This window comes from Paraburkholderia sp. DHOC27 (genome assembly GCF_003429005.1).
GTDB lineage: Bacteria > Pseudomonadota > Gammaproteobacteria > Burkholderiales > Burkholderiaceae > Paraburkholderia.
In genome coordinates this window covers 737,072-757,292 of sequence record NZ_QVQV01000003.1, presented here as the reverse complement: position 1 = coordinate 757,292, position 20,221 = coordinate 737,072, and the positions used below count along the sequence as shown (strand labels likewise).

At 63.6% G+C, this 20,221-nt stretch carries 18 protein-coding genes; 1 reads left to right on the top strand and 17 read right to left on the bottom strand.

Annotation, left to right across the window (positions count from 1 at the left end):
- Window positions 1-51: 51 nt before the first annotated feature.
- The 17 genes from flhA to flhD all read right to left on the bottom strand — a co-directional run bounded on the left by flhA (window position 52) and on the right by flhD (window position 18,470).
- Window positions 52-2,148, bottom strand: a complete 2,097-nt coding sequence (gene flhA, locus D0B32_RS15410; RefSeq protein ID WP_117334804.1) for a flagellar biosynthesis protein FlhA — start codon at window positions 2,146-2,148, stop codon at window positions 52-54.
- Window positions 2,145-3,347 (bottom strand): flagellar biosynthesis protein FlhB, encoded by a 1,203-nt coding sequence (flhB, locus tag D0B32_RS15405; RefSeq protein ID WP_117334803.1) that lies wholly within the window; start codon window positions 3,345-3,347, stop codon window positions 2,145-2,147. The genes flhA and flhB overlap by 4 nt, the downstream gene beginning before the upstream one ends.
- Before the next feature lie 253 nt (window positions 3,348-3,600).
- Window positions 3,601-4,869, bottom strand: coding sequence for a DUF3443 domain-containing protein (locus D0B32_RS15400; protein ID WP_117334802.1), 1,269 nt, complete (start codon window positions 4,867-4,869; stop codon window positions 3,601-3,603).
- A 32-nt stretch (window positions 4,870-4,901) separates the two neighbouring features.
- Window positions 4,902-5,447, bottom strand: a complete 546-nt coding sequence (locus D0B32_RS15395; protein ID WP_117334887.1) for a DUF2844 domain-containing protein — start codon at window positions 5,445-5,447, stop codon at window positions 4,902-4,904.
- A 313-nt stretch (window positions 5,448-5,760) separates the two neighbouring features.
- Window positions 5,761-6,468, bottom strand: a complete 708-nt coding sequence (gene cheZ, locus D0B32_RS15390) for a protein phosphatase CheZ (protein ID WP_117334801.1) — start codon at window positions 6,466-6,468, stop codon at window positions 5,761-5,763.
- 1 nt (window position 6,469) lies between these two features.
- Window positions 6,470-6,865, bottom strand: coding sequence for a chemotaxis response regulator CheY (gene cheY / locus D0B32_RS15385; RefSeq protein WP_117334800.1), 396 nt, complete (start codon window positions 6,863-6,865; stop codon window positions 6,470-6,472).
- Window positions 6,866-6,991: 126 nt separating this feature from the next.
- Window positions 6,992-8,092 carry a chemotaxis response regulator protein-glutamate methylesterase gene (locus D0B32_RS15380; protein ID WP_181969812.1) on the bottom strand — a complete coding sequence of 367 codons (1,101 nt, stop codon included), beginning with the start codon at window positions 8,090-8,092 and terminating at the stop codon, window positions 6,992-6,994.
- Between the two features lie 5 nt (window positions 8,093-8,097).
- A complete protein-coding gene (cheD, locus tag D0B32_RS15375; RefSeq protein WP_117334798.1) occupies window positions 8,098-8,904 on the bottom strand; it encodes a chemoreceptor glutamine deamidase CheD in 807 nt (268 codons plus the stop codon).
- Window positions 8,901-9,851 (bottom strand): CheR family methyltransferase, encoded by a 951-nt coding sequence (locus D0B32_RS15370; protein ID WP_117334797.1) that lies wholly within the window; start codon window positions 9,849-9,851, stop codon window positions 8,901-8,903. Before D0B32_RS15370 ends, cheD begins: the two co-directional genes overlap by 4 nt.
- A 258-nt stretch (window positions 9,852-10,109) precedes the next feature.
- The gene (locus tag D0B32_RS15360; protein ID WP_117334795.1) at window positions 10,110-11,969 is read right to left on the bottom strand and encodes a methyl-accepting chemotaxis protein; all 1,860 of its coding nucleotides are present in this window, start codon (window positions 11,967-11,969) and stop codon (window positions 10,110-10,112) included.
- 42 nt (window positions 11,970-12,011) lie between these two features.
- Window positions 12,012-12,548 (bottom strand): chemotaxis protein CheW, encoded by a 537-nt coding sequence (locus D0B32_RS15355; protein WP_117334794.1) that lies wholly within the window; start codon window positions 12,546-12,548, stop codon window positions 12,012-12,014.
- A 51-nt stretch (window positions 12,549-12,599) separates the two neighbouring features.
- Window positions 12,600-14,867, bottom strand: a complete 2,268-nt coding sequence (gene cheA, locus D0B32_RS15350) for a chemotaxis protein CheA (protein ID WP_117334793.1) — start codon at window positions 14,865-14,867, stop codon at window positions 12,600-12,602.
- 70 nt (window positions 14,868-14,937) lie between these two features.
- Window positions 14,938-15,315: a response regulator gene (locus D0B32_RS15345; protein ID WP_117334792.1), complete on the bottom strand. Its 378-nt coding sequence runs from the start codon at window positions 15,313-15,315 to the stop codon at window positions 14,938-14,940.
- A gap of 81 nt (window positions 15,316-15,396) precedes the next feature.
- Entirely contained in the window at window positions 15,397-16,395 is a 999-nt protein-coding gene (gene motB, locus D0B32_RS15340; protein ID WP_117334791.1) for a flagellar motor protein MotB, read from the bottom strand.
- 24 nt (window positions 16,396-16,419) lie between these two features.
- Window positions 16,420-17,280 (bottom strand): flagellar motor stator protein MotA, encoded by an 861-nt coding sequence (gene motA / locus D0B32_RS15335; protein WP_117334790.1) that lies wholly within the window; start codon window positions 17,278-17,280, stop codon window positions 16,420-16,422.
- 238 nt (window positions 17,281-17,518) lie between these two features.
- Window positions 17,519-18,082 carry a flagellar transcriptional regulator FlhC gene (flhC, locus tag D0B32_RS15330; RefSeq protein WP_117334789.1) on the bottom strand — a complete coding sequence of 188 codons (564 nt, stop codon included), beginning with the start codon at window positions 18,080-18,082 and terminating at the stop codon, window positions 17,519-17,521.
- Between the two features lie 67 nt (window positions 18,083-18,149).
- Window positions 18,150-18,470, bottom strand: coding sequence for a flagellar transcriptional regulator FlhD (flhD, locus tag D0B32_RS15325; RefSeq protein WP_259295010.1), 321 nt, complete (start codon window positions 18,468-18,470; stop codon window positions 18,150-18,152).
- 686 nt (window positions 18,471-19,156) lie between these two features.
- Here flhD and D0B32_RS15320 point away from each other — a divergent pair.
- A complete protein-coding gene (locus tag D0B32_RS15320; RefSeq protein WP_117334787.1) occupies window positions 19,157-20,221 on the top strand; it encodes a glycosyltransferase family 4 protein in 1,065 nt (354 codons plus the stop codon).

Below are 20,221 nucleotides of genomic sequence, written 5' to 3'. Positions count from 1 at the left end.
CGTCCGCTCTGGGCCGTAGGAGCCCGCAGACACGCAGGCCGAGCCCGGTACTCAAGCGCCGATCAGGTTCACCACCTTGACGTTGCGGGTGTCGGGTACTTCCGCATACGAGAGCACCTTGAGCTGCGGCAGGCTGCGCCGCAGGAAGCGCGCGAGCATCGGCCGCAGCGAATGCTGCACCAGCAGCACAGGCGAGAGCCCGAGGTTTTGCTGACGGCTCATCGCCTTTTGCGTCTCGGTCATCAGCGTGTTGGCGAGACCTGGTTCGAGGCCCGGATTGGGACCTGTCGAAAGCGCCTGCGACAACACGCGTTCGAGGTTCGAATCGAGGCCCATCACCTGCATGTCGCCGACGCCCGGGAACCACTGCTGCGTGATCGCCCGGCCCAGTGCCAGCCGCACCACCGCGGTCAGTTCGTGCGGATCGCTCATCTTCGGCGTGTGCTCGGCAAGCGCTTCCAGAATGGTGCGCATGTCGCGGATCGGCACACCTTCTTCCAGCAGATTCTGCAGGACCTTTTGCAGCGTGGTGAGCGACAGCGCCTTCGGCACCAGATCGTCCACCAGCGACGGCGTGTCCTTCTGCATCCGTTCGATGAGCGCCTGGATTTCGCGGCGGCCGAGCAATTCGGACGCATGCGTCACAACAAGGTGATTCAGGTGCGTCGCGACCACCGTGCTCGAATCCACCACGGTGTAGCCATACACCTGGGCCTGCTCGCGCAGATTGGTGTCGATCCAGATGGCCGGCAGACCGAATGCCGGATCCTGAGTCGGCGTGCCCGGCAACGCCGCGCTCACCTGACCCGGATTGATGGCGAGCCATTGCCCCGGATACGCTTCGCCCACGCCCACTTCGACGCCCTTCAGCGCAATGCGATAGCCATTGGGCCGCAGTTCAAGGTTGTCGCGAATGTGGATGACTGGCGGCAGGAAGCCGATTTCCTGCGCGAACTTCTTGCGGATGCTCTTGATCCGTTTCAGCAGTTCGCCGTCCGAGTTCTTGTCCACCAGCGGAATCAACCGGTAGCCGACTTCGAGGCCGAGCGTGTCGATCATCGTCACGTCGTCCCAGCTTGCTTCGGTGTTCTCGGCCGGTTTGAGCGCGGCCGGCGCGACATCCACGAGCGCGGCTGACGTTTTGGCTTCCTCGGCGCGCTTCTTCATGGTCCGGCCAAGCTGGATCAGACCGCCGCCCAGCAGCAGGAAGGCAAAGTGCGGCATGCCGGGGATCAGTCCCATCAGCACCAGAATGCAGCCGGTGATGATCAGCACGCGCGGGTTGGTGAACAACTGCCCGGTCAACTGCGTACCGATGTCTTCATTGGTCGCCACGCGCGAGACGATCACACCGGCGGCCGTCGAAATCACCAGCGACGGAATCTGCGCCACCAGCCCGTCACCGATGGTGAGCAGCGTGTAGTTCTTGCCGGCGGCGGCGAAGTCCATGTTGTGCTGGACCACGCCGACGATCAGACCGCCGATGATATTGATCACCATGATCAGCAAGCCGGCAATCGCGTCGCCGCGCACGAACTTGCTGGCACCGTCCATCGAGCCGTAGAACTCGGCTTCCTGGGCGATTTCCGAGCGGCGCCTGCGCGCCAGTTCTTCGTTGATGAGACCGGCGTTCAGGTCGGCGTCGATCGCCATCTGCTTGCCGGGCATTGCATCCAGCGTGAAGCGCGCCGAGACTTCCGCAATCCGGCCCGCGCCCTTGGTGATCACCATGAAGTTGATCACCATCAGGATGATGAACACCACGATCCCGACCGCGAAATTGCCGCCCACGAGGAAGTGTCCGAACGACTCGATCACCTGCCCCGCGGCATCCGGCCCGGTGTGGCCTTCGAGCAGCACGACCCGCGTGGAGGCGACGTTCAGCGACAGACGCAAAAGGGTCGAGAACAGCAGCACGCTCGGGAAGGCGGCGAAGTCGAGCGGCTTCATCGTGTACATGCTGACCAGCAGCACCATCACAGAGAGCGCGATGTTGAAGGTGAACAGCAGATCCAGCAGGAACGGCGGCAACGGCAAGATCATCATGCCGAGGATCATGACGATCAGGATCGGACCTGCGAGCGCGCGCAGGTTCGTGTTGCTTAGCGCTTCCGGTCGGCGGGACAGGAATCCGGCGCGTGCGTTCATGCAGAAGCTCCAGGTGCAGCGTCATCGTTGAGGTCGTCGTCGGCGTCCAGGTCGGCGTCGTCGTCGATCGCGCCCTTGTCCAGTTCGGGCGGTACGTCGAGGTCGGACGGCGCGACCGGCGCCGCACCGCCTTCGGTCTTGAAGCGGCGCAACTGATAAACCCAGGCGAGCACTTCCGCGACGGCGCCATACAGCGGCCCCGGAATTTCGCGGTCGAGATCGACGTTGTGATACAGCGCCCGCGCAAGCGGCGGGGCTTCGAGCAGCGGCACGTTGTTCTCCACGGCCAGTTCGCGAATCCGCGCGGCGACCAGATTGATACCCTTGGCGACCACGCGCGGCGCACGCATCTCGCCGTCGCTGTATTGCAGGGCGACCGCGAAGTGGGTCGGGTTGGTCACCACCACGTCGGCCTTCGGCACCTTGGACATCATCCGGCGCCGCGCGGCTGCGCGCTGCTGCTGACGGATGCGCCCCTTCATCTTCGGATCGCCTTCGCTTTCCTTGTGCTCCTGCTTTACTTCTTCCTTCGTCATCCGCAGCTTCTTGTTGTACTGCCAGATCTGATACGGGACATCGAGCGCGGCCACCACGAACATGCCGGCCACCGTCATGCCGCAGCACACTGCGATCAGATGCGCGGCGTTGGCAAGCGCGACGGTGAGCGGCTGGGTGGCCAGCGCGAGAATTTCGTCATGCCGATGCCAGATCGAGACGCCGCCGATGATGCCCACCACCAGCGTCTTGGCCAGCGACATGCCGAGTTGCAGCGGTCCGTTGAGCGAAAAAATTCGGCCGAGGCCGGCGAACGGATCGAGCCGGCTGAAATTGGGCGCCAGCGGCGTGGCGGAGACGTGCCAGCCGCCCAGCGCGAGCGGCGACAGCAGTGCCGCGCCGCCGGTCATGGCCAGCACAGGCAGCAACGCGTACAACCCTTCGCGGCTCGCCGCACCCGCGCCGATCAGCATCTGGCGCGTCTCGAACACACTCGCGTGATTGAACGTCAGACCCGCGCGCAGCATGGCCCCGAGATGATCGCCAATATGGCCGGACATGGCCCAGACGCCGTAAAAGCCCGCCGACAGCAGCGCAAACGAAACCAGCTCCCGCGAACGGACGATCTGCCCCTCCTCCCGCGCCTTTTCGAGGCGCCGGGGAGTGGCGGATTCTGTTTTTTCGAGGTCGCTATCGTCTGCCACAAGGCTCTCCAGACGGACACGGCACGATGCCAATTTCCAGTGAGAGCGATTATTCCCGCAGAACTCAAGCCATGATCGGCGGATAAGGGCGGGGAAACCGGGGCATTTCGGGAGATGGGGACGGGGTCAGGCGCGGACTGCAGGGGCGGTACGGCGCGGCGAAGACGCGGGTTCGGCCACGCCCGCCGTGAGCGCGCCTTGGAAGCCGCCCGCGTGTCGAACCACGCGGACGGCCTAAATCCTCAAGCGAAACTCAATATCCGACGAACGGCTGTTGGCCGCCTTGCAAGGTCCGGTCGAAGCCGTAATACATATAGCGGCCGAAGAAGAACGGCAAGCCGATATCAAAGCTGCCGGCCATGCCGACCTGGCCGCCCAGGTCGTTGAAGGCGAAGTTGTTGCCGTTACTGAAGAGGGATGCCGCGCTCAGCACGCCGATATTGGCCGTCGCCGTCTGGCCAGTGCCGAGGCCGACCAGATTCACGGTCCGCGTCACGCCTGCCGTCGGGCAATAGAAGCCGTTATAGGCACTGCACAGCGGCAACGAGCCGTCCTGGAAGAAGTACGCGTTCGAACCGGAATCGAAAAACGCCTGGATTTTGCTGCCGTTGAACGTGCTGTTGTTCAGATCGCCGGAGCCATCGGTCGTAAAGGTCTGCGCCGCGTTCAACTGGTTATTCGTCGCGGTGTTGATGCCGAACACGAGCGTGCCGCTGGCCGAGCCGGTGCCGGTGGCGGAGATGGGCTGCATCTCCACGATCACGCCGTTGTTGTCGGTGGCGAAGCTGGCCGCCGGGTTGGCCACCTGGCTCGTCAGTGGGACGGCCACCGGAGTAGCCGCGCAAGACGAGCCGTTGCACGCGTAGTAATTGCTGAAGGTCGGTGCGAGGGTCGCGCTGGCGCAGTTCACGCCGCAATCCACCGTTGCCACGCCAATGCCCAGAATACCGTTCGCGCCAATCGCACTCGCGGTGTTTTCCTCTGCCCCACTGATGCAGCCCGACGGCACGCTGTTCGCGGAAAGGTCGCCGAGAATCTGGATCGGAATGTTGGTCGCCGTTTCATTCGAGATCTGCACGGTGGCGTTGCGGACCGTGCCCCACGAATAGCCGTCGGCGAAGGTGGTGCACTCAGCCAGCGTGCTGCTCGGCGCGGTGGGCACTGCATTCGGCGTCAACGGAATGGTCAGTGCGCTGCTCACGATGCGCAGCCCGAACGAGCCGGTATCCACCTGGATGTTGTTGATGGTCTGGCAATTGGTGGTCCCCGGCACGCAGATTTTCACGCTCACCGTGGGAATGTTGATCACGTTCGCCACGCCCTGGCCCACGGAGATCGGCGCCGTGTTACCCGCGCTGGACGCGACGGGTTGGGCGGTCGGGCTAGCCGGCAGGCCGCTGGTATCCGTATTCGACGAATTGGAGTTGCTGCCCCCACCGCCGCCGCACGCCGCCAGCAGCGTCACCAGTGCGACTGTTGCCACGACCTGCATCCATCCTTTCAGCTTTGCTACAGCTTGCATGTCCTGCCTCCCGCTTGTCGGTCGTGTGACTGTCACTGGATGTCAGAACCGCTGACGCCATCCGGCAGCGCCTGTGGCAGCCAGGCCTGACCGGCGAACGCGCCCATATGGCCGCCGGAGTGGACCACGAGGCCGCTCTGCTCGACCGCCACCGGTCCATGACCGCCGCCACGCACGGCGCGCACGGCCTGTACGCCAGCCACGTATTGCGGAAAGTAAGTGCCGAGGAGATCGGCGAGATGGGGCATCTGCGGACCGTGCCACGCAATGCCGAACACCGTGCCGTTCGCGGCCTGGTATTCGCGCACGATGGTGCCGTTGCCGTACGTCGTCTCCTGCACGGTGTACGACGAAGAGGACGCCGCGCTGGAGCTTGATGCGCCGGATGCGCCAGATGTCTCAGCCGAGGCCGCGTGCATCACGGCCACCGGTGTCACGTTACGGGAAGTGGTTGCCGCATTGGCGGGCGGCGTCATGAGACTGCCGCCCAGCACCGCATGAGCGGACTGAATGGCGCTGAACAGCAAGGAAACTGCAAGCGTCGTCCTGAAGACGGCGCGGGGTACGCGACTCGGCATGGCCAGACTCCTCCCGATCGACGGTTCGGCGTCCGTGTCGAGCACGGGCGCCTGCCTTTAGACGAGATCATACGGCACGGCGGTGGCCATCCGCAGGAACGTTTTTCCTGTTCGGGAGTAGCACGTGCCGTGCCTGAGTCGGGTTGCGAGCCGGGCAAATCAGGCCCGGCGAGATCTCTGGAGCAAGCGGGGAACCGGCTTCCAGCGAGTCTTACCCTGCCTTACTTGAGGTGAGGCGCAGGCGGTTTCTGCGCACCGCAACGGCCAAAATAATCGCCAAAGTCACGCCCGGAGAAACAGCCCAGCCGGCAAATCAGAACCCGAGGCTGGCGAGCAGGTCGTCGACTTCGCCCTGATCCTGCATGACGTCGGCCTTGCCTTCCGGATTGATCTGCGGACCATTCAGCAGATTTTCCGGGCTGCCCGTGGATGACGGTTCCGCTGCCAGCGCAGCCGCATTCGCCGCAAACTGCTCGCGCCGTTCGAGCGCGATGTTTTCGATCAGCACGCCGAGCAGCTGCTGCTCGATCAGATAGACCACTTCCGTGATCTTCTTGATGACCTGCCCCGTCAGATCCTGGAAGTCCTGCGCCAGCATGATTTCGAGCAACTGCTGGTTGGTCGCGGCGGTCACGTCGGGCACGCCGCGCAGGAAGGTGCGCGTGTCGTTCATCAACGCGCGCACTTCCTCACGCTCGATGGGCGCCTCGTACCATTTCTCCCAACGCTCATCCAGCACGCCGGCATCGCGCTGCAACTGCTCCTGAATCGGCTTGGCGATTTCGATGGCGCTCAGCACTTTCTCGGCCGCCTGCTCGGTCATCGTCGCGATGTACTTGAGGCGGTCGCGCGCGTCCGGCACCGCCTCGGCGGCACGCTCGACGTGCTTGTCGATCCCCAGTTCGCGCATCGAATCGCGCAGGGTGCGCGTGAGCTGGCCGATGCGGGCCAGAATGCGATCGCTGGCGAGGTCGCCGTCGTCGCGCGATTCGGCGGCTGCCGCGTTGGTCAGCTCGTCCACATCAGCTCCCGGCTTTCGCCATCTTTTCGAGAATCTTGTTGAGCTTCTCGTCGAGGGTGGCAGCCGTGAACGGCTTCACCACGTAACCGCTCGCGCCGGCCTGCGCCGCGGCGATGATGTTTTCCTTCTTCGATTCCGCCGTCACCATCAGCACCGGCAGATGCGTGAGGTTCGCGTCGCCGCGGATTTCCTTCAGCATCGCGAGACCGTCCATGTTCGGCATGTTCCAGTCCGAGATCACGAACTCATACGTGCCGCTGCGCAGACGCGCGAGGCCGGCCATGCCGTCTTCCGCCTCGTCGACGTTGGAATAGCCCAGCTCTTTCAGCAGATTGCGCACGATCCGGCGCATCGTCGGAAAATCGTCCACCACCAGAATCTTCATTCCCTTATCCATTTCAATTCCCTTTCCCTTAACCCTTATCCAGACGGTGCGGCACGCAACCGCTTATCTCGACCGCAGTGAGCGTCAGCCCTGACTGCGGTCTCATCCAAGACCTTGCGCTCGTTCAGACCCGGCGCATCATACCCGCTGTACGCGTTCGCCCATCGACGACAGGCGCGTCATGACACGCCGGCTCATCTCCGACAAGGACGCGACTTCATCGGCGGCGCCCAGTGCAATGGCCTCGCGCGGCATGCCGAACACGATGCAGCTCGCCTCGTCCTGCGCCAGCGTAAACGCGCCCGCCTTCTTCATTTCCAGCAATCCGGCCGCACCATCGCGGCCCATCCCCGTGAGAATCACGCCCACTGCGTTCTTGCCTGCATGCTGCGCGGCGGAGCGGAACAGCACATCCACGGACGGACGGTGCCGGTTGACCGGCGGATCGTCCGACAGGTGTGCAATATAGTTCGCACCGCTACGTGCAAGCAACAGGTGAGCGTGCCCAGGCGCAATATAAGCGTGTCCCGGCAGCACGCGTTCACCGTGCTCAGCCTCTTTAACGGTAATCCGGCACAAACCATTAAGGCGTTGTGCGAAAGATTTCGTAAATCCCGGCGGCATGTGTTGCGCGATCAGCACAGCAGGCGCGTCGGGCGGCAGCGGCATCAGCACTTCGCGGATCGCTTCGGTGCCGCCCGTGGACGCGCCGACGATGATCAGCTTTTCCGTACTGACGAGCGGATTGTTGAAGTTCGGCGCGGGTACGGCATGTGCGCCAGCGGCGGCGTGCCCGGCAGGCGCGCCCGCATGATGCACCGGCGCCGCCTGGCGCACGCGCGCCCGCGCCGCAGCGCGAACCTTGTCGGCCAGCTTCTCGGCGTAGTCGAGCATGCCGTCGCGAATGCCGACCTTCGGCTTGGTGACGAAGTCCACCGCGCCCAGTTCCAGCGCGCGCAGCGTGATTTCGTTGCCGCGCTCGGTCAGCGACGACACCATCACCACCGGCATGGGCCGCAGCCGCATCAGCTTCTCGAGGAAGTCGAGCCCGTCCATGCGCGGCATTTCGACGTCGAGCGTCAATACGTCCGGGTTGTGCTGCTTGATGAGGTCGCGCGCGACCAGCGGGTCGGGCGCCACGGCCACCACAGTCATATCCGGCTGGCCATTGATGATCTCCGTCATCAGGCTGCGGATCAGCGCCGAATCGTCGACGCACAATACTTTGATCTTTTGCACAGCTCTCACGCCTCCTCAGCAGTTCTGGCGTTGTTTGAATTAAGCGGGCGCGGGCTGGCACCAAACAGTTCGATACGCGGCTTGGCGGCACCGGTGCCGGCGGCGGTGCCGGTACCGCCGCCGAACAGTTCGACGCGCGGCCGGGCGGCGGCGGAAGTCGACCCAGCCGCCCCGGCAGAGCCAGCGGGCGAGGCAAACAGTTCGACCCGCTTGCGCGCCTGGGCAAGCCGCTCGGCGCGCGCCTCGGCGCTTTGCCGCGCGAGGGCCTGCTCGCGCTCGGCCACGCCGGACTCCTGTTGCAGCCGCAGCTTCTTCACCATCACCTGACCGGTATGCGGCATGAACGCCACTTTACGTGGATGGCTGCCTTGCAGATCCTCGGCCGTGATGCGGATTTTTTCGAGCGCCAGATAGCGGCGCACGAACTCCGAATTGCGATCGCCGATGTTCATGGTGGTCATGCCCGCCAACACTGCGGCACCACCGAACACCTTGGCTTCGAAACGCTCGCGGCGCCCGCCGGCCTTGATCAGTTCGTTGATCAGCACTTCCATCGCGTAGGCGCCGTAGCGCATCGAATCCGACGCGGCCTGGCCGACATCCGCGCCGTCGTCGGGCAACATGAAGTGGTTCATGCCGCCAATGCCCGCGGTGCGGTCCTGAATGCAGGCCGCCACACACGATCCGAGCACGGTGACGAGCACCATGTCCTCGTGAGTCGTATAGAACTCGTTCGGCAACAGCTTCACGCCGGGGCGATTGAAGTGATTGTCGAAGTACAGATTGGTGGCGATTGGTAGCGTGCTGCTCATACGCTCACCCCGTCAGTCGATGCGTGCGCCGCGTGTGCGTGGCTGCGTTGCGGGCTGCGCGCGGCTCCAGCGTCGCGCGTCAGTTCATACACGGTCTGGCCGCGCAGACGGAATGCCTGCGTGACATAGGTGAAGTTTTCCGAGTGACCGGCAAACAGCAGGCCGCCGGTTTTCATCAACGGTTCGAAGCGCGCCAGCACCTGCGCCTGGGTCGGCTTGTCGAAATAGATCATCACGTTGCGGCAGAAAATCGCGTCGAACTGGTTGCGCAAGCCGTAATCGCGATCAGTCAGATTCAGTTGCTGGAAACGGATCATCGCGCGCAGTTCGGGCCGCACCTTGACCATGCCCGCATGCGCGCCCGTGCCCTTGAAGAAGAAGCGCTTCAGGCGTTCCGGCGACAGATGCTTCACCTGATCGAACTGGTACATGCCAGCTTCGGCCTTGGCGAGCACCTGCGTGTCGATGTCGGTGGCGAGCACCGTGGTCTGGCGCGCCGCGCTTTCGCCGAGCGCTTCGATCAGCGTCATCGCAATCGAATACGGTTCTTCGCCGGTCGACGCCGCCGAGCACCACACGGCCAGCGGCTGCTGACGCTGCTTGGCGAAGTCGGCCAGCAGCGGAAAATGATGGGCCTCGCGGAAAAACGCGGTCAGGTTGGTGGTGAGCGCATTGGTGAACGCCTCCCACTCGGCCGGATCGTTTTCCGATTCCAGCAGATCCAGATACTGCCGGAAACTGTCGAGGCCGCGTGCGCGCAGACGTCGCGCGAGCCGGCTATACGCCATGTCGCGCTTGTGATCCGACAGCGAAATACCGGCGCCGCGATGGATGAGATCGCGAATGCGGCCGAAATCCGCCGAGGTGAATTCGAAGTCGCGGCCCTGCTCGCCGGGTTTCGCCGGCTCTGACCTGTCGGGTTGCTGCTGTGCGCGCGTTGCCATCATCAAGTTTCCTGCCTGTGAGACAAAGCGTCTCCGCGTCTGCCAACCGGGCTCACTGCGGAACGAAAAATGTCCATTGCGGGATCGCGCCTGCCCACGCAATGGTCTGGTTCAATGCCTGCCTGGCTGCTGGCTTCACTGCTCGACTGACTGCCCGACTGACCGGCGACCGCCCGCCCGCTCCATGCACGAGCGTCGTCGAATCTGAAGCGCCCATCCTGCGGCGCGGTGCCGAAAGCCTGCATGTTGCTACGCCATTTCCTAGAACGTTTCCCAGTCCGCGTCCGAGCCGCCCGCGCTTGCCGTGGCACGCGCGGCGGAATTGCCGGCGGGTTCGGTGCCTGCGCTGGCGCTGCTCTTCGGCCGGAGTGCCGGTTCGGTGCGCGTCGCTGCTGCCGCGCGCGGTGCGTCCTGTTTCGCGCTGCTCGCGGTTCCCGCTGACGTTGCGGAGAGCGGTGCGCTCGCCACCGACGCTTGGGCCGCCGCTTGCGCCGCCGTGACGACCGGCGCACGCACAGCCGCCGCGCTACGCGTGACCGCAACCGTGCGTGCCGCTGCGCGTTGCGCACCCTGCACACGCCAGTCGCCCACCACCGACTGCAACTGCCGCGTCTGTTCTTCCAGCGAAGCCGCCGCAGCCGCCGCTTCTTCGACCAGTGCCGCGTTCTGTTGCGTGACTTCGTCCATCTGCACGACGGCGCGGTTGACCTGCTCGATGCCCGTGGACTGTTCCTCGGATGCCGCGCTGATCTCGCCCATGATGTCCGTCACGCGGCGCACGGCCTGGACGATTTCTTCCATCGTCGTACCCGCGCGACCCACCAGTACCGAACCGCTTTGCACCTTGTCGACCGAATCGCCGATCAGTTCCTTGATTTCCTTTGCCGCGCTGGCGCTACGCTGAGCGAGGCTGCGCACTTCGCCGGCCACCACGGCGAAACCGCGGCCCTGCTCACCGGCACGCGCTGCTTCGACGGCCGCGTTCAGCGCAAGGATGTTGGTCTGGAAAGCAATGCCTTCAATCACGCCGATGATGTCGACCACCTTGTTCGAGCTGGTGGCGATGTCCTGCATCGTGTGAACGACCTGGCCCACTACGTCGCCGCCGCGCGTGGCGATATCCGACGCGTTCACGGCAAGCTGGCTCGCCTGGCGTGCGTTTTCGGCATTCTGCCGCACGGTGCCGGTGAGCTGTTCCATGCTCGATGCCGTCTGCTGAAGCGAGGCGGCCTGCTGCTCGGTACGCTGCGACAGATCGGTGTTGCCCATCGAAATTTCGCGCGCGCCGGTATCAATGGATTCCGTGCTGGTGTGCACCGCCGTCACCATCGCAGCGAGGCTTTCCTGCATCCGTTTGATGCCAGTGAAAAGCCGGCTGATCTCATTGCTGCCGAACACGCTCACGGGCTGCGTGAGATCGCCGGCGGCGATGCGTTCGAAGCACTCCGTGGCGTCTTCCAGCGGCCGCACGATCAGGCCGCGCAAGGCGAACCGCACCGCCACGGCCAGCACCAGCGCGAACACCGAGACGGCGACGATCAGGATCGTCATCATCGCGACGTTGGTTTCCGCGGCGGTCTGTTCGTCGAGCACGCGTTGCTGCAAGGCCTTCACGAGCGCCGACGCCGATGCGTCATAGGCAATGAACAGCGGGCTGATCTTCGTATCGGCAATCGCGTGGAAGGCGGCCTGATCGTTGGCGCGCAGCGCGGCGAATTCCGGTTCGACGCCATCGTGCATCACGGTGGCGCGGCGCGCGTTCAGGTCGTCCAGCAAGGTTTGGTCGACGCCTGCCTTGGGCGCATCCAGATAGGTCTGCCAGTTGTCGTTGCCCTGTTTCAGCAGATCCTGCGCGCGGTCCAGCACGCTCTTCGCCTCGTCCATGTTGCCGGCGGCGACGAGCGTGTTGTAGCGGTCCACCGCAATGCGCGAGCGCAACAGGTAGCCGGAGGCGTCGTCCAGCGCATGGATGGCCACCAGATCGCCACTGGCGATACTCTCGAGCGCGCCGCTCGCGCGGCTCAGCGCGCTGAGTCCCAGCGCGCTCACTACGATGGTCAGCGCCGCCAGGCCAATCCCGATCACGGTCAACGTCGTACGTATCGACCACCTTCTTAGCATCTTGATGCTCCCTGTTGTTCCATCGCGGGTACGTTGCTTCGCTTAGCCGCCGATCGTCTCGATCAGCGCCATTTCGCGGCTGGTCATCAACTTTTCGATGTCCATCAGAATCAGCATTCGGCCATCCACCGTGCCGAGCCCCGTCAGGTACTCGGTGGTCAGCGTGGCGCCGAATTCCGGCGCCGGCATGATCTGGTCGGTGGCGAGCGTCAGCACGTCCGACACGCCGTCCACCACCATGCCCACCACGCGATGCGCGACGTTCAGAATGATCACGACGGTTTGATGGTCGTAGTCGACGCGGCCAAGACGAAACTTGATGCGCATGTCCACGATCGGCACGATGATGCCGCGCAGATTGATCACGCCTTTGATGAACTCGGGCGCGTTGGCGATGCGCGTGACGTTGTCGTAACCGCGAATCTCCTGCACCTTGAGAATGTCGATGCCGTACTCTTCCGCGCCGAGCGTGAAGACGAGGAACTCCTGGCCGCCGGCGTCGGCCGACTGCGCGTCGCGGCGGCCATTCGTACCGCTCGCGTTTGCCACGCTCGAATTGATGGATTGGACTTCTGCCACGTTAGCCCCCAAACGGTTGGGATGAAATGAGTTAAGTAATAAGCAAAGGGCTTACGCGAGCGCCATGGCGCCGTGCGCGGCCCGCGTTTCGCGGTTCAGTGCGGCGACATCCACGATCAGCGCCACACTGCCGTCGCCGAGAATGGTCGCGGCGGAAATGCCGTGCACCTTGCGGTAATTGGTCTCGAGGTTTTTCACCACCACCTGTTGCTGGCCGACCAGTTCGTCGATCAGCATCGCGAAGCGCCGTCCTTCGGTCTGCATGATGGTGACGATGCCTTGCGTCGGGTCGGACTTGGCGTCGGTGACGGAGAACACTTCGTGCAGCGCGACGAGCGGCAGATATTCGCCGCGCACGCGCACCACGCGTTCGCCGGCAGCCACGGTGTAGATGTCCTCGGCTTGCGGCTGCAGCGACTCCATCACGAAGTTCAGCGGCAGGATGAAAATCTCGCTGCCCACTTTCACCGACATGCCATCGAGAATCGCCAGCGTGAGCGGCAACACGATGCGCGTGGTGCTGCCCTTGCCGGCGTGCGAGGTGATTTCAACGTGACCGCCCATCGACTGGATGTTGCGCTTCACCACATCCATGCCCACGCCACGGCCCGAGACGTCCGTCACCTGCTCGGCGGTCGAGAAGCCGGGCAGGAAAATCAGGTTCCACACTTCTTCGTCGGTCATGCTGTCGCTGACCTGCATGCCTTGCTTGGCGGCCTTGGCGAGAATCTTGTCGCGGCGCAAACCGGCGCCGTCGTCGCTCACTTCGATCACGATGTTGCCGCCGTGATGGGCTGCCGAGAGCACCAGTTGACCGGTCGAATCCTTGCCCGCCGCGCGGCGTGCTTCCACCGTTTCGATGCCGTGATCCAGACTGTTGCGCACGAGGTGGGTCAACGGGTCGATGATCCGCTCGATCAGGCTCTTGTCGAGCTCGGTTGCCTGACCGAAGGTGACAAGTTCGACTTCCTTGCCGAGTTTCGCCGCCAGATCGCGCACGAGACGCGGGAACCGGCTGAACACGTAATCCATCGGCATCATGCGGATCGACATCACCGCTTCCTGCAGATCGCGGGCATTGCGCTCCAGTTGCGCCATGCCGTTGAAGAGCCGGTCGTGCAGCGCCGGGTCGAACGCGCTGGTGGTCTCGGCCAGCATGGCCTGGGTGATCACCAGTTCGCCCACCAGGTTGATCAACTGATCGACCTTCTCCACGCCCACCCGAATCGAACTGCCTTCGGCGGCGGCTGCCGCTGCGGGACGCGCCTTGCGGTCGGTCTCCGTATTGGCCGCTGCCGCAGCGCCCGAACTGCTGGCGGCTGCGGGCGTTGCCGTATTCGTCGTGACGGGCGCCGGTGCGGGTGCAGCCGCAGCCGGCGCGGCCACGGGCGCCGTCGGTTGGTCAGGCGCCTCAAACAAGCCATGCCGCGGCGCCGGCGCACTTGCCGACGCCGCTGCTGGTGCCATTGCAGGCGCCGGTGAGGATTCCGCAGCAGTTGGCGCTCCAGGTTCGCCTTGCTCCGATTCCTCGGCCGGTGCCGTGCCGCGGCCGATCGTGATCTGACTGTCGTCGATCACGAAACAGCACACGGCGATGATGTCGTCGGACGTAACATCGGTCTGCAACCACAGCGTCAGGTCGCCGCCTGACTTGACCTGTCCGACGATATGCCCCAGGTTGCCGAGCTCTTCGGCCAGCAGTGCCTGGTCCTTCTCACCTACTCCCCGTAGCGTAATTTTTAGATGCGGGCCGCTTTCCCCGGCTTCTGTGCCGGCTGAGCCGGTCTGTGCCGAGGTCCCGCCTGCCAGTTCACCGGCCGCCTGTACTGCCTGTTCAACAACGTGCTCTGGTGCCCGTCCGTCTTGCGAAACCACAGCGGCTGCGGCCGGTGCGGCCGGGGCCGCTGCCGGCGCTGCTGCACCAGGGCGGTTCTCCGCCGAAAGCCGTTCGAGCTTCGCGCAGATCGCGGCCGCCACCGCCGCATCCGGCTCGGCGCTCGCGCGATAGTCCGTCAACTGACCCGACAGCACGTCCTTGGTTTCGAGGAACGTGTCGATCATGTCCTTGCGCAGCACGAGTTCGTTATTGCGCGCGCGGTCGAGCAGCGATTCGAGAATGTGAGTGGTTTCGGTCAGCGCGGTAAAGCCGAACGTGGCTGCGCCGCCCTTGATCGAATGCGCGGCGCGAAAAATGGCCGCGAGGTCTTCCGGATCGGGATGGCCAATGTCCAGATTGAGCAGCAGTTGCTCCATCTGCGCGAGCAACTCGTCCGCTTCATCGAAGAACGTCTGATAGAACTGAGTGATGTCGAGTGTCATGCCTGGGTCACCGCGAGAGGTCCTGTCTAGGCTTGGGCTGCCGTGCCGCTTGTATGAATGGTGGATGAGCTCAGGATGGGTTCGACTCGGCCAGCACCGCGACCAGCTCGGTCAGCATGTCGGGGTCGAGCGGCTTTTCGATCCAGCCTGTCGCCCCCACGGCCCGTGCCGCTGCCTTGAACGGCTCGCCGGATTCCGTCGTGAGGACGAGGATCGGCGTCACCTGATAGGCCGGATTGCCGCGCAGGGCGGCAATCAGATCGAGGCCGGTCTTGCCCGGCATGTGCTGGTCCGTCAACACCAGGTCGAACGGCACCGCCAGCGCGTTTTCCAGACCTTCGTTGCCGTCGGCCGCGACCGTCACCTCATAGCCGGCTGTCGTCAGCGTGGCGGAAAGGATCTCCCGCATCGCTGCCGAATCGTCGACTGCCAGAATGTGCCTGATCATTGAAACCCTCGCTGCGCTCACAATGAATCGCCGGAAGGTGCGCCGTCACTGCGGCGGCACCGGTCCAACGAAACGCTACTTTTACTTCGGCGCCACGTTGGGCGCTGCTGGAGCAACCGTTGCCGGCTGCGTGATTTTTTGCAGCTGGGCCGAGCCCGCTGCGTCGTCGGACAAGGTCGTGGTGGTCGAGTCGTCGTGCATCAACGCCTCCTCCGACTTCTTGTTCATGACGATGATGCTGATGCGCCGGTTCTCCGGATCGAGCGGGTCGGCCTTGTTCAGGTTCTGCGTCGACGCCAGACCGATCACGCGCATCACCTTCGATTCATCCATGCCGCCCGCGATCAGTTCGCGACGCGACGCGTTCGCACGATCCGCCGACAGTTCCCAGTTGCTATAGCCCTTCTCGCCACCGGCGTACTGCACGGCGTCGGTGTGGCCCTGCACGATGATGCGGTTCGGCACGTCGTTCAGCGTGTGGCCGATTTCGCGCAGGATGTCGCGCATGTACGGCTCGACCACGTCGCGGGCGGTCGCGAACATCGGCCGCTTTTGCGAATCGACGATTTCGATGCGCAGCCCCGTGAGCGTCGAATCAATGCGAATCTGTTGCTTGAACTGGCGCAGCACCGGGTTCGCTTCGATCGCGGCCATCAGCTTGACCTGCAGGTCGTGCAGGCGAACCTGCTCGCGCCGTTCCAGCTCGCCCTGCATCTGCTTGACGGCTTCTTCGTCGTTTTTCGCGGCAGTGCGCTGGGCGCGCGTCATCGTGCCCTCGCTCTGGCGCGTGATGCCCTGGGCATCCGTGGTGACGTCGCGGCCGCCGCCCTTCATGACGCTCGAATCTTCGGCACTGCGGTCGCCGCCCCACAGCGTGATCTTCAGCGGCTGGTTGAAGTAGTCGGCAATGCCGCGCAACTGCACCGTGGTGGCCGAACTCAGCAGCCACATCAGCAGGAAGAACGCCATCATCGCGGTCATGAAGTCCGCGTAGGCGAGCTTCCACGCGCCGCCGTGATGCCCCGCCTTCTTCGGCGCGGCACGCTTGACGACAATCGCGCGGTCTTTGTCCTTGCTCATGGAAAACTGTCTCCTGGCGCGCGCTTACTTGGCTTTCACGCGGCGCACGTGCTCTTCCAGCTCGGCGAACGACGGACGTTCGGTCGAGAAGAGCACCTTGCGGCCGAATTCGACCGCGATGGCCGGCGCGTAGCCATTCAGGCTCGCGAGGATCGTCACCTTGATGCACTGGAACATCTTGGTCGACTCGGCGACGCGCTGTTCTGCGACGCTCGAGAGCGGCCCGATCAGCCCGTACGAAAGCAGAATGCCGAGGAAGGTGCCGACCAGCGCCTGGGCGATCATCTCGCCGAGCACCGCGGGCGGCTTGTCGGCGGAGGCCATCGTATGCACCACGCCCATCACCGCTGCGACGATCCCGAACGCCGGCATGGCATCGCCAACCTTGGCCAGCGCGTGCGCCGGCGCTTCACCTTCCGTGTGATGCGTTTCGATTTCCTCGTCCATCAGGCTTTCGATCTCGAACGCATTCATGTTGCCGCCCACCATCAGGCGCAGATAGTCGGTGAGGAATTCGATGATGTGATGGTCGGCCAGGATCTTCGGGTACTGCGTGAAGATCGGGCTCTTCGACGGATCGTCGATATCGGCTTCGAGCGTCAGCGTGCCTTCCTTGCGCGCTTTCGCCAGCAGGACGTAGAGGAGCGCCATCAGCTCCATATAGACATCCTTGTTGTACTTGGAGCCCTTGAACAGGGTAGGCAGCACGGCCAGCGTCGACTTGATGGTCTTCATCCCGTTACCGAGGACGAACGCGCCCACGCCGGCACCGCCAATCATCAGCAGTTCGACTGGCTGCATCAGCGCGCCCAAGTGCCCGCCTTCCATGGCGTAACCGCCAAAGACGCACAACAGAGTCACGAGTGTTCCAACAAAAATCAGCACGGCCGAGCCCTCACAAGGAAGCGACGGAGACCGTCGTTAAACTGGTTTACGGCAAGGAAGGAGAAAACTTTGGTGGAATAGCTTCTCGGTGGCCCGGTGTAAACACGGGTTCACGGCGCCGGGCGGGCTTCGGCACGGGGGCGCCGGGCGTGGCCACCGTGGCGCTGGGCCATGTGGTCGCTGGGCCGCCGGGGCCCGGGCCTTCTGGTGGACGGGACGGGCGCTGGCGCGCCGCGTCCTAAACGGCGAGCGCGTCGAGCTGGCTCGCGCGCAGTTTGGCTTCGGCGACTTTCCGCGTCTTACCGGCGCGCGACGGCGGCTGGCACAAGCCGCACACAAAGCCGCGCTGCGGGTCGTGCGCGTGCGCCACGAAATGACCGCCGCAGCGGCAACAGGGCGTCATCTGCAGCATGCCGGAGTCGAAGAAGCGTACCAGTGTCCATGCGCGGGTCAGGCTCAGCACGGGCTCGTCGGCATGTAACTGCACGTGTTCCTGATAGAGCCGGTAGCTCTTGATGATGGACTGGATCGTCGCGCAGCCGCCGTGATCCGCCATGAAGCGGTAGATGTTGTAAAACAGGGACGAGTGGAAGTTCGGTTGCCAGGTCATGAACCAGTCCGTCGAAAACGGCAGCATGCCCTTGGGCGGCGACACGCCCTTCAGTTCCTTGTAAAGCCTGATGAGTCGGTCGCGCGAGAGGCTGGTCTCGGCCTCGAGCAACTGCAAACGCGCGCCAAGTTCAATCAGCTCGATAGCCAGGGTGATCTCCCTGACTTCGAGCACTACGCTCTTCGTTGCCATCCGCTCGGATTCCCCGGGTACTGATCTTGCTGATACGGGTCGGTGTTCCTGTCTGCGCAAGCGGGCGTTAGCCGACCTGTTCGACGGGTTGGCTCGCCATCAGGATCGCGGAGTGTGCCTGGGCGATCGCGCTGTTCTTGCCCTTGTCCGCGAGCGTGGTCAGGACCGCGTGGTCGTCGAAGCGGAAACGGCAAAGCACCTGGCTGGACGCAGCCAGTTTGACGGTCTGCGCCAGGGAAAGATTGGCAATGACGTCGGCGAGCTGGTCGGAGATGCCCATGCGGAACATGCCCATCGGCTTGTCCTCGCGTAGCAGGCGCTGGGCGAGCAGGAGGTAAGACAGGTTGACTTCTCTTATCTCATTGAGCATGTCACTTGTGGTGCTCATGATTCCCCCGATGTCGATCTGGCTGGTCAGGCCGTTTGCGGAAACGTTTGCTCGAGCGCGCGCCCTACATACCGCACGAACGGCCCGTTTATGGTCTTGGCAGCATTGTGTCGAATGCAAAAGGGAAGGGAAATCGGACAGACACCCTGCTTGCGCGCCGGATTAATCCATTAATCGTGTAGGAGTTTTTCCTACAAAATGGCGGGTGAAAGTGAGATGTAAGCCGTGAGAGTGGTCGTTTGACCTGTGAACGGTGCGAAGGATTGAGACTTTTTTTGCACCGTAAGCGGTTCTGGCGATTATAGAGCGTTTCTCGCCGCCGCAACATCCTTCTCTTTGTGACAGTTTTTTGAAGGTGTTTTTGGGGCCAGCCAGACGTCGTTGAAGTGCCCTGTGCAGGTCGTGAGGTGTTTGAAAGTGAAGCTGTAGTGCTTGCTGGGACGGCGATTTCGCCGGTTTTTGCCGGTTGTAACGCAGCATGTTTCGCGCTGTAACAACATTAAGCGTTTGAAAAATGACTCGAATTAGGCTCGCCGATCCCGATAATGGCCTTAAGGGATAACCCGATGAGCTTTTCGGGTTGCCTCCCGGGCGGCGGCCTACCGCGCCCGACCGTCCGCCAGGCATTCGCCCCTCGCTCTACCGAGCGCCGTCGTGCGAAGCCTCTATGAACAAGGAGAGTACGCATGCGAATCGCACAAATTGCCCCGCTTTATGAAGCTGTTCCGCCGAAGTTTTATGGCGGCACTGAGCGCGTGGTGTCCTACCTGACTGAAGCGCTGGTCGATCTGGGCCACGATGTCACGCTGTTTGCGAGCGGCGATTCGGTGACGTCCGCCACGCTCGAGGCGGCCTGGCCGCGCGCCCTGCGTCTGGACCCGACGGTGCGCGACTGGATGGCGCCCCACGTGCTGTTGATGGAACGCGTGCGCCGTGTGGCGCATGAGTTCGACGTGCTGCATTTCCACCTCGACTATCTGCCGTTCCCGCTGTTCTCGACGCTCGATACGCCGTTCGTGACGACGCTGCACGGCCGTCTGGACCTGCCGGAACTGCAACCGGTGTTCGACGCCTTCTCGCAGGCGCCGGTCGTGTCGATCTCCGACTCGCAACGGCTGCCGCTGAAGCAGGCCAACTGGCTCAACACGATCTATCACGGTCTGCCGGAGCAATTGCTGACGCCGCAGACGCACAAGAAGCCTGAGTATCTGGCGTTCCTCGGCCGCATCTGTCCGGAAAAACGCGTCGATACAGCTATCAAGATCGCTGCGCAAAGCGGTCTGCCGCTGAAGATCGCCGCCAAGGTGGACAAGGTCGACATGGACTACTTCAAGGCCGAGATCGAACCGCTGCTGTCGATGGCGCACGTGGAGTTCGTGGGCGAGATCAACGAGGCGCAGAAGCCGGAGTTCCTCTCGGGCGCGAAGGCGCTGCTGTTCCCGATCGACTGGTCGGAGCCGTTCGGCCTCGTGATGATCGAGTCGATGGCGTGCGGCACGCCGGTGATCGCGTTCAACCGCGGCTCAGTGCCGGAGGTGATCGACCACGGCGTGACGGGCTACGTGGTGGAAGACGTGCAGGGTGCAGTCGCCGCGCTGCAGAAGCTCGATCAGCTTTCGCGTACGGAAATCCGCGCCCAGTTCGAACGCCGCTTCAGCGCAAAGACGATGGCGCAAAACTACGTGGATGGCTACACCGCGCTAATTGAAGCTGAACGCCGTCCGATGCTGCGTCAAGTCGCAGTCGGCTAA

Bases quoted from the DNA above. Each gene is read 5' to 3' on its own strand.
- D0B32_RS15400 (WP_117334802.1), bottom strand. From the start codon at position 4,869: ATGCAAGCTGTAGCAAAGCTGAAAGGATGGATGCAGGTCGTGGCAACA.
- D0B32_RS15370 (WP_117334797.1), bottom strand. From the start codon at position 9,851: ATGATGGCAACGCGCGCACAGCAGCAACCCGACAGGTCAGAGCCGGCG.
- flhD (WP_259295010.1), bottom strand. From the start codon at position 18,470: ATGAGCACCACAAGTGACATGCTCAATGAGATAAGAGAAGTCAACCTG.
- motB (WP_117334791.1), bottom strand. From the start codon at position 16,395: ATGAGCAAGGACAAAGACCGCGCGATTGTCGTCAAGCGTGCCGCGCCG.
- D0B32_RS15360 (WP_117334795.1), bottom strand. From the start codon at position 11,969: ATGCTAAGAAGGTGGTCGATACGTACGACGTTGACCGTGATCGGGATT.
- flhC (WP_117334789.1), bottom strand. From the start codon at position 18,082: ATGGCAACGAAGAGCGTAGTGCTCGAAGTCAGGGAGATCACCCTGGCT.
- D0B32_RS15395 (WP_117334887.1), bottom strand. From the start codon at position 5,447: ATGCCGAGTCGCGTACCCCGCGCCGTCTTCAGGACGACGCTTGCAGTT.
- cheY (WP_117334800.1), bottom strand. From the start codon at position 6,865: ATGGATAAGGGAATGAAGATTCTGGTGGTGGACGATTTTCCGACGATG.
- D0B32_RS15345 (WP_117334792.1), bottom strand. From the start codon at position 15,315: ATGATCAGGCACATTCTGGCAGTCGACGATTCGGCAGCGATGCGGGAG.
- D0B32_RS15320 (WP_117334787.1), top strand. From the start codon at position 19,157: ATGCGAATCGCACAAATTGCCCCGCTTTATGAAGCTGTTCCGCCGAAG.
- cheA (WP_117334793.1), bottom strand. From the start codon at position 14,867: ATGACACTCGACATCACTCAGTTCTATCAGACGTTCTTCGATGAAGCG.
- flhA (WP_117334804.1), bottom strand. From the start codon at position 2,148: ATGAACGCACGCGCCGGATTCCTGTCCCGCCGACCGGAAGCGCTAAGC.
- cheD (WP_117334798.1), bottom strand. From the start codon at position 8,904: ATGAGCAGCACGCTACCAATCGCCACCAATCTGTACTTCGACAATCAC.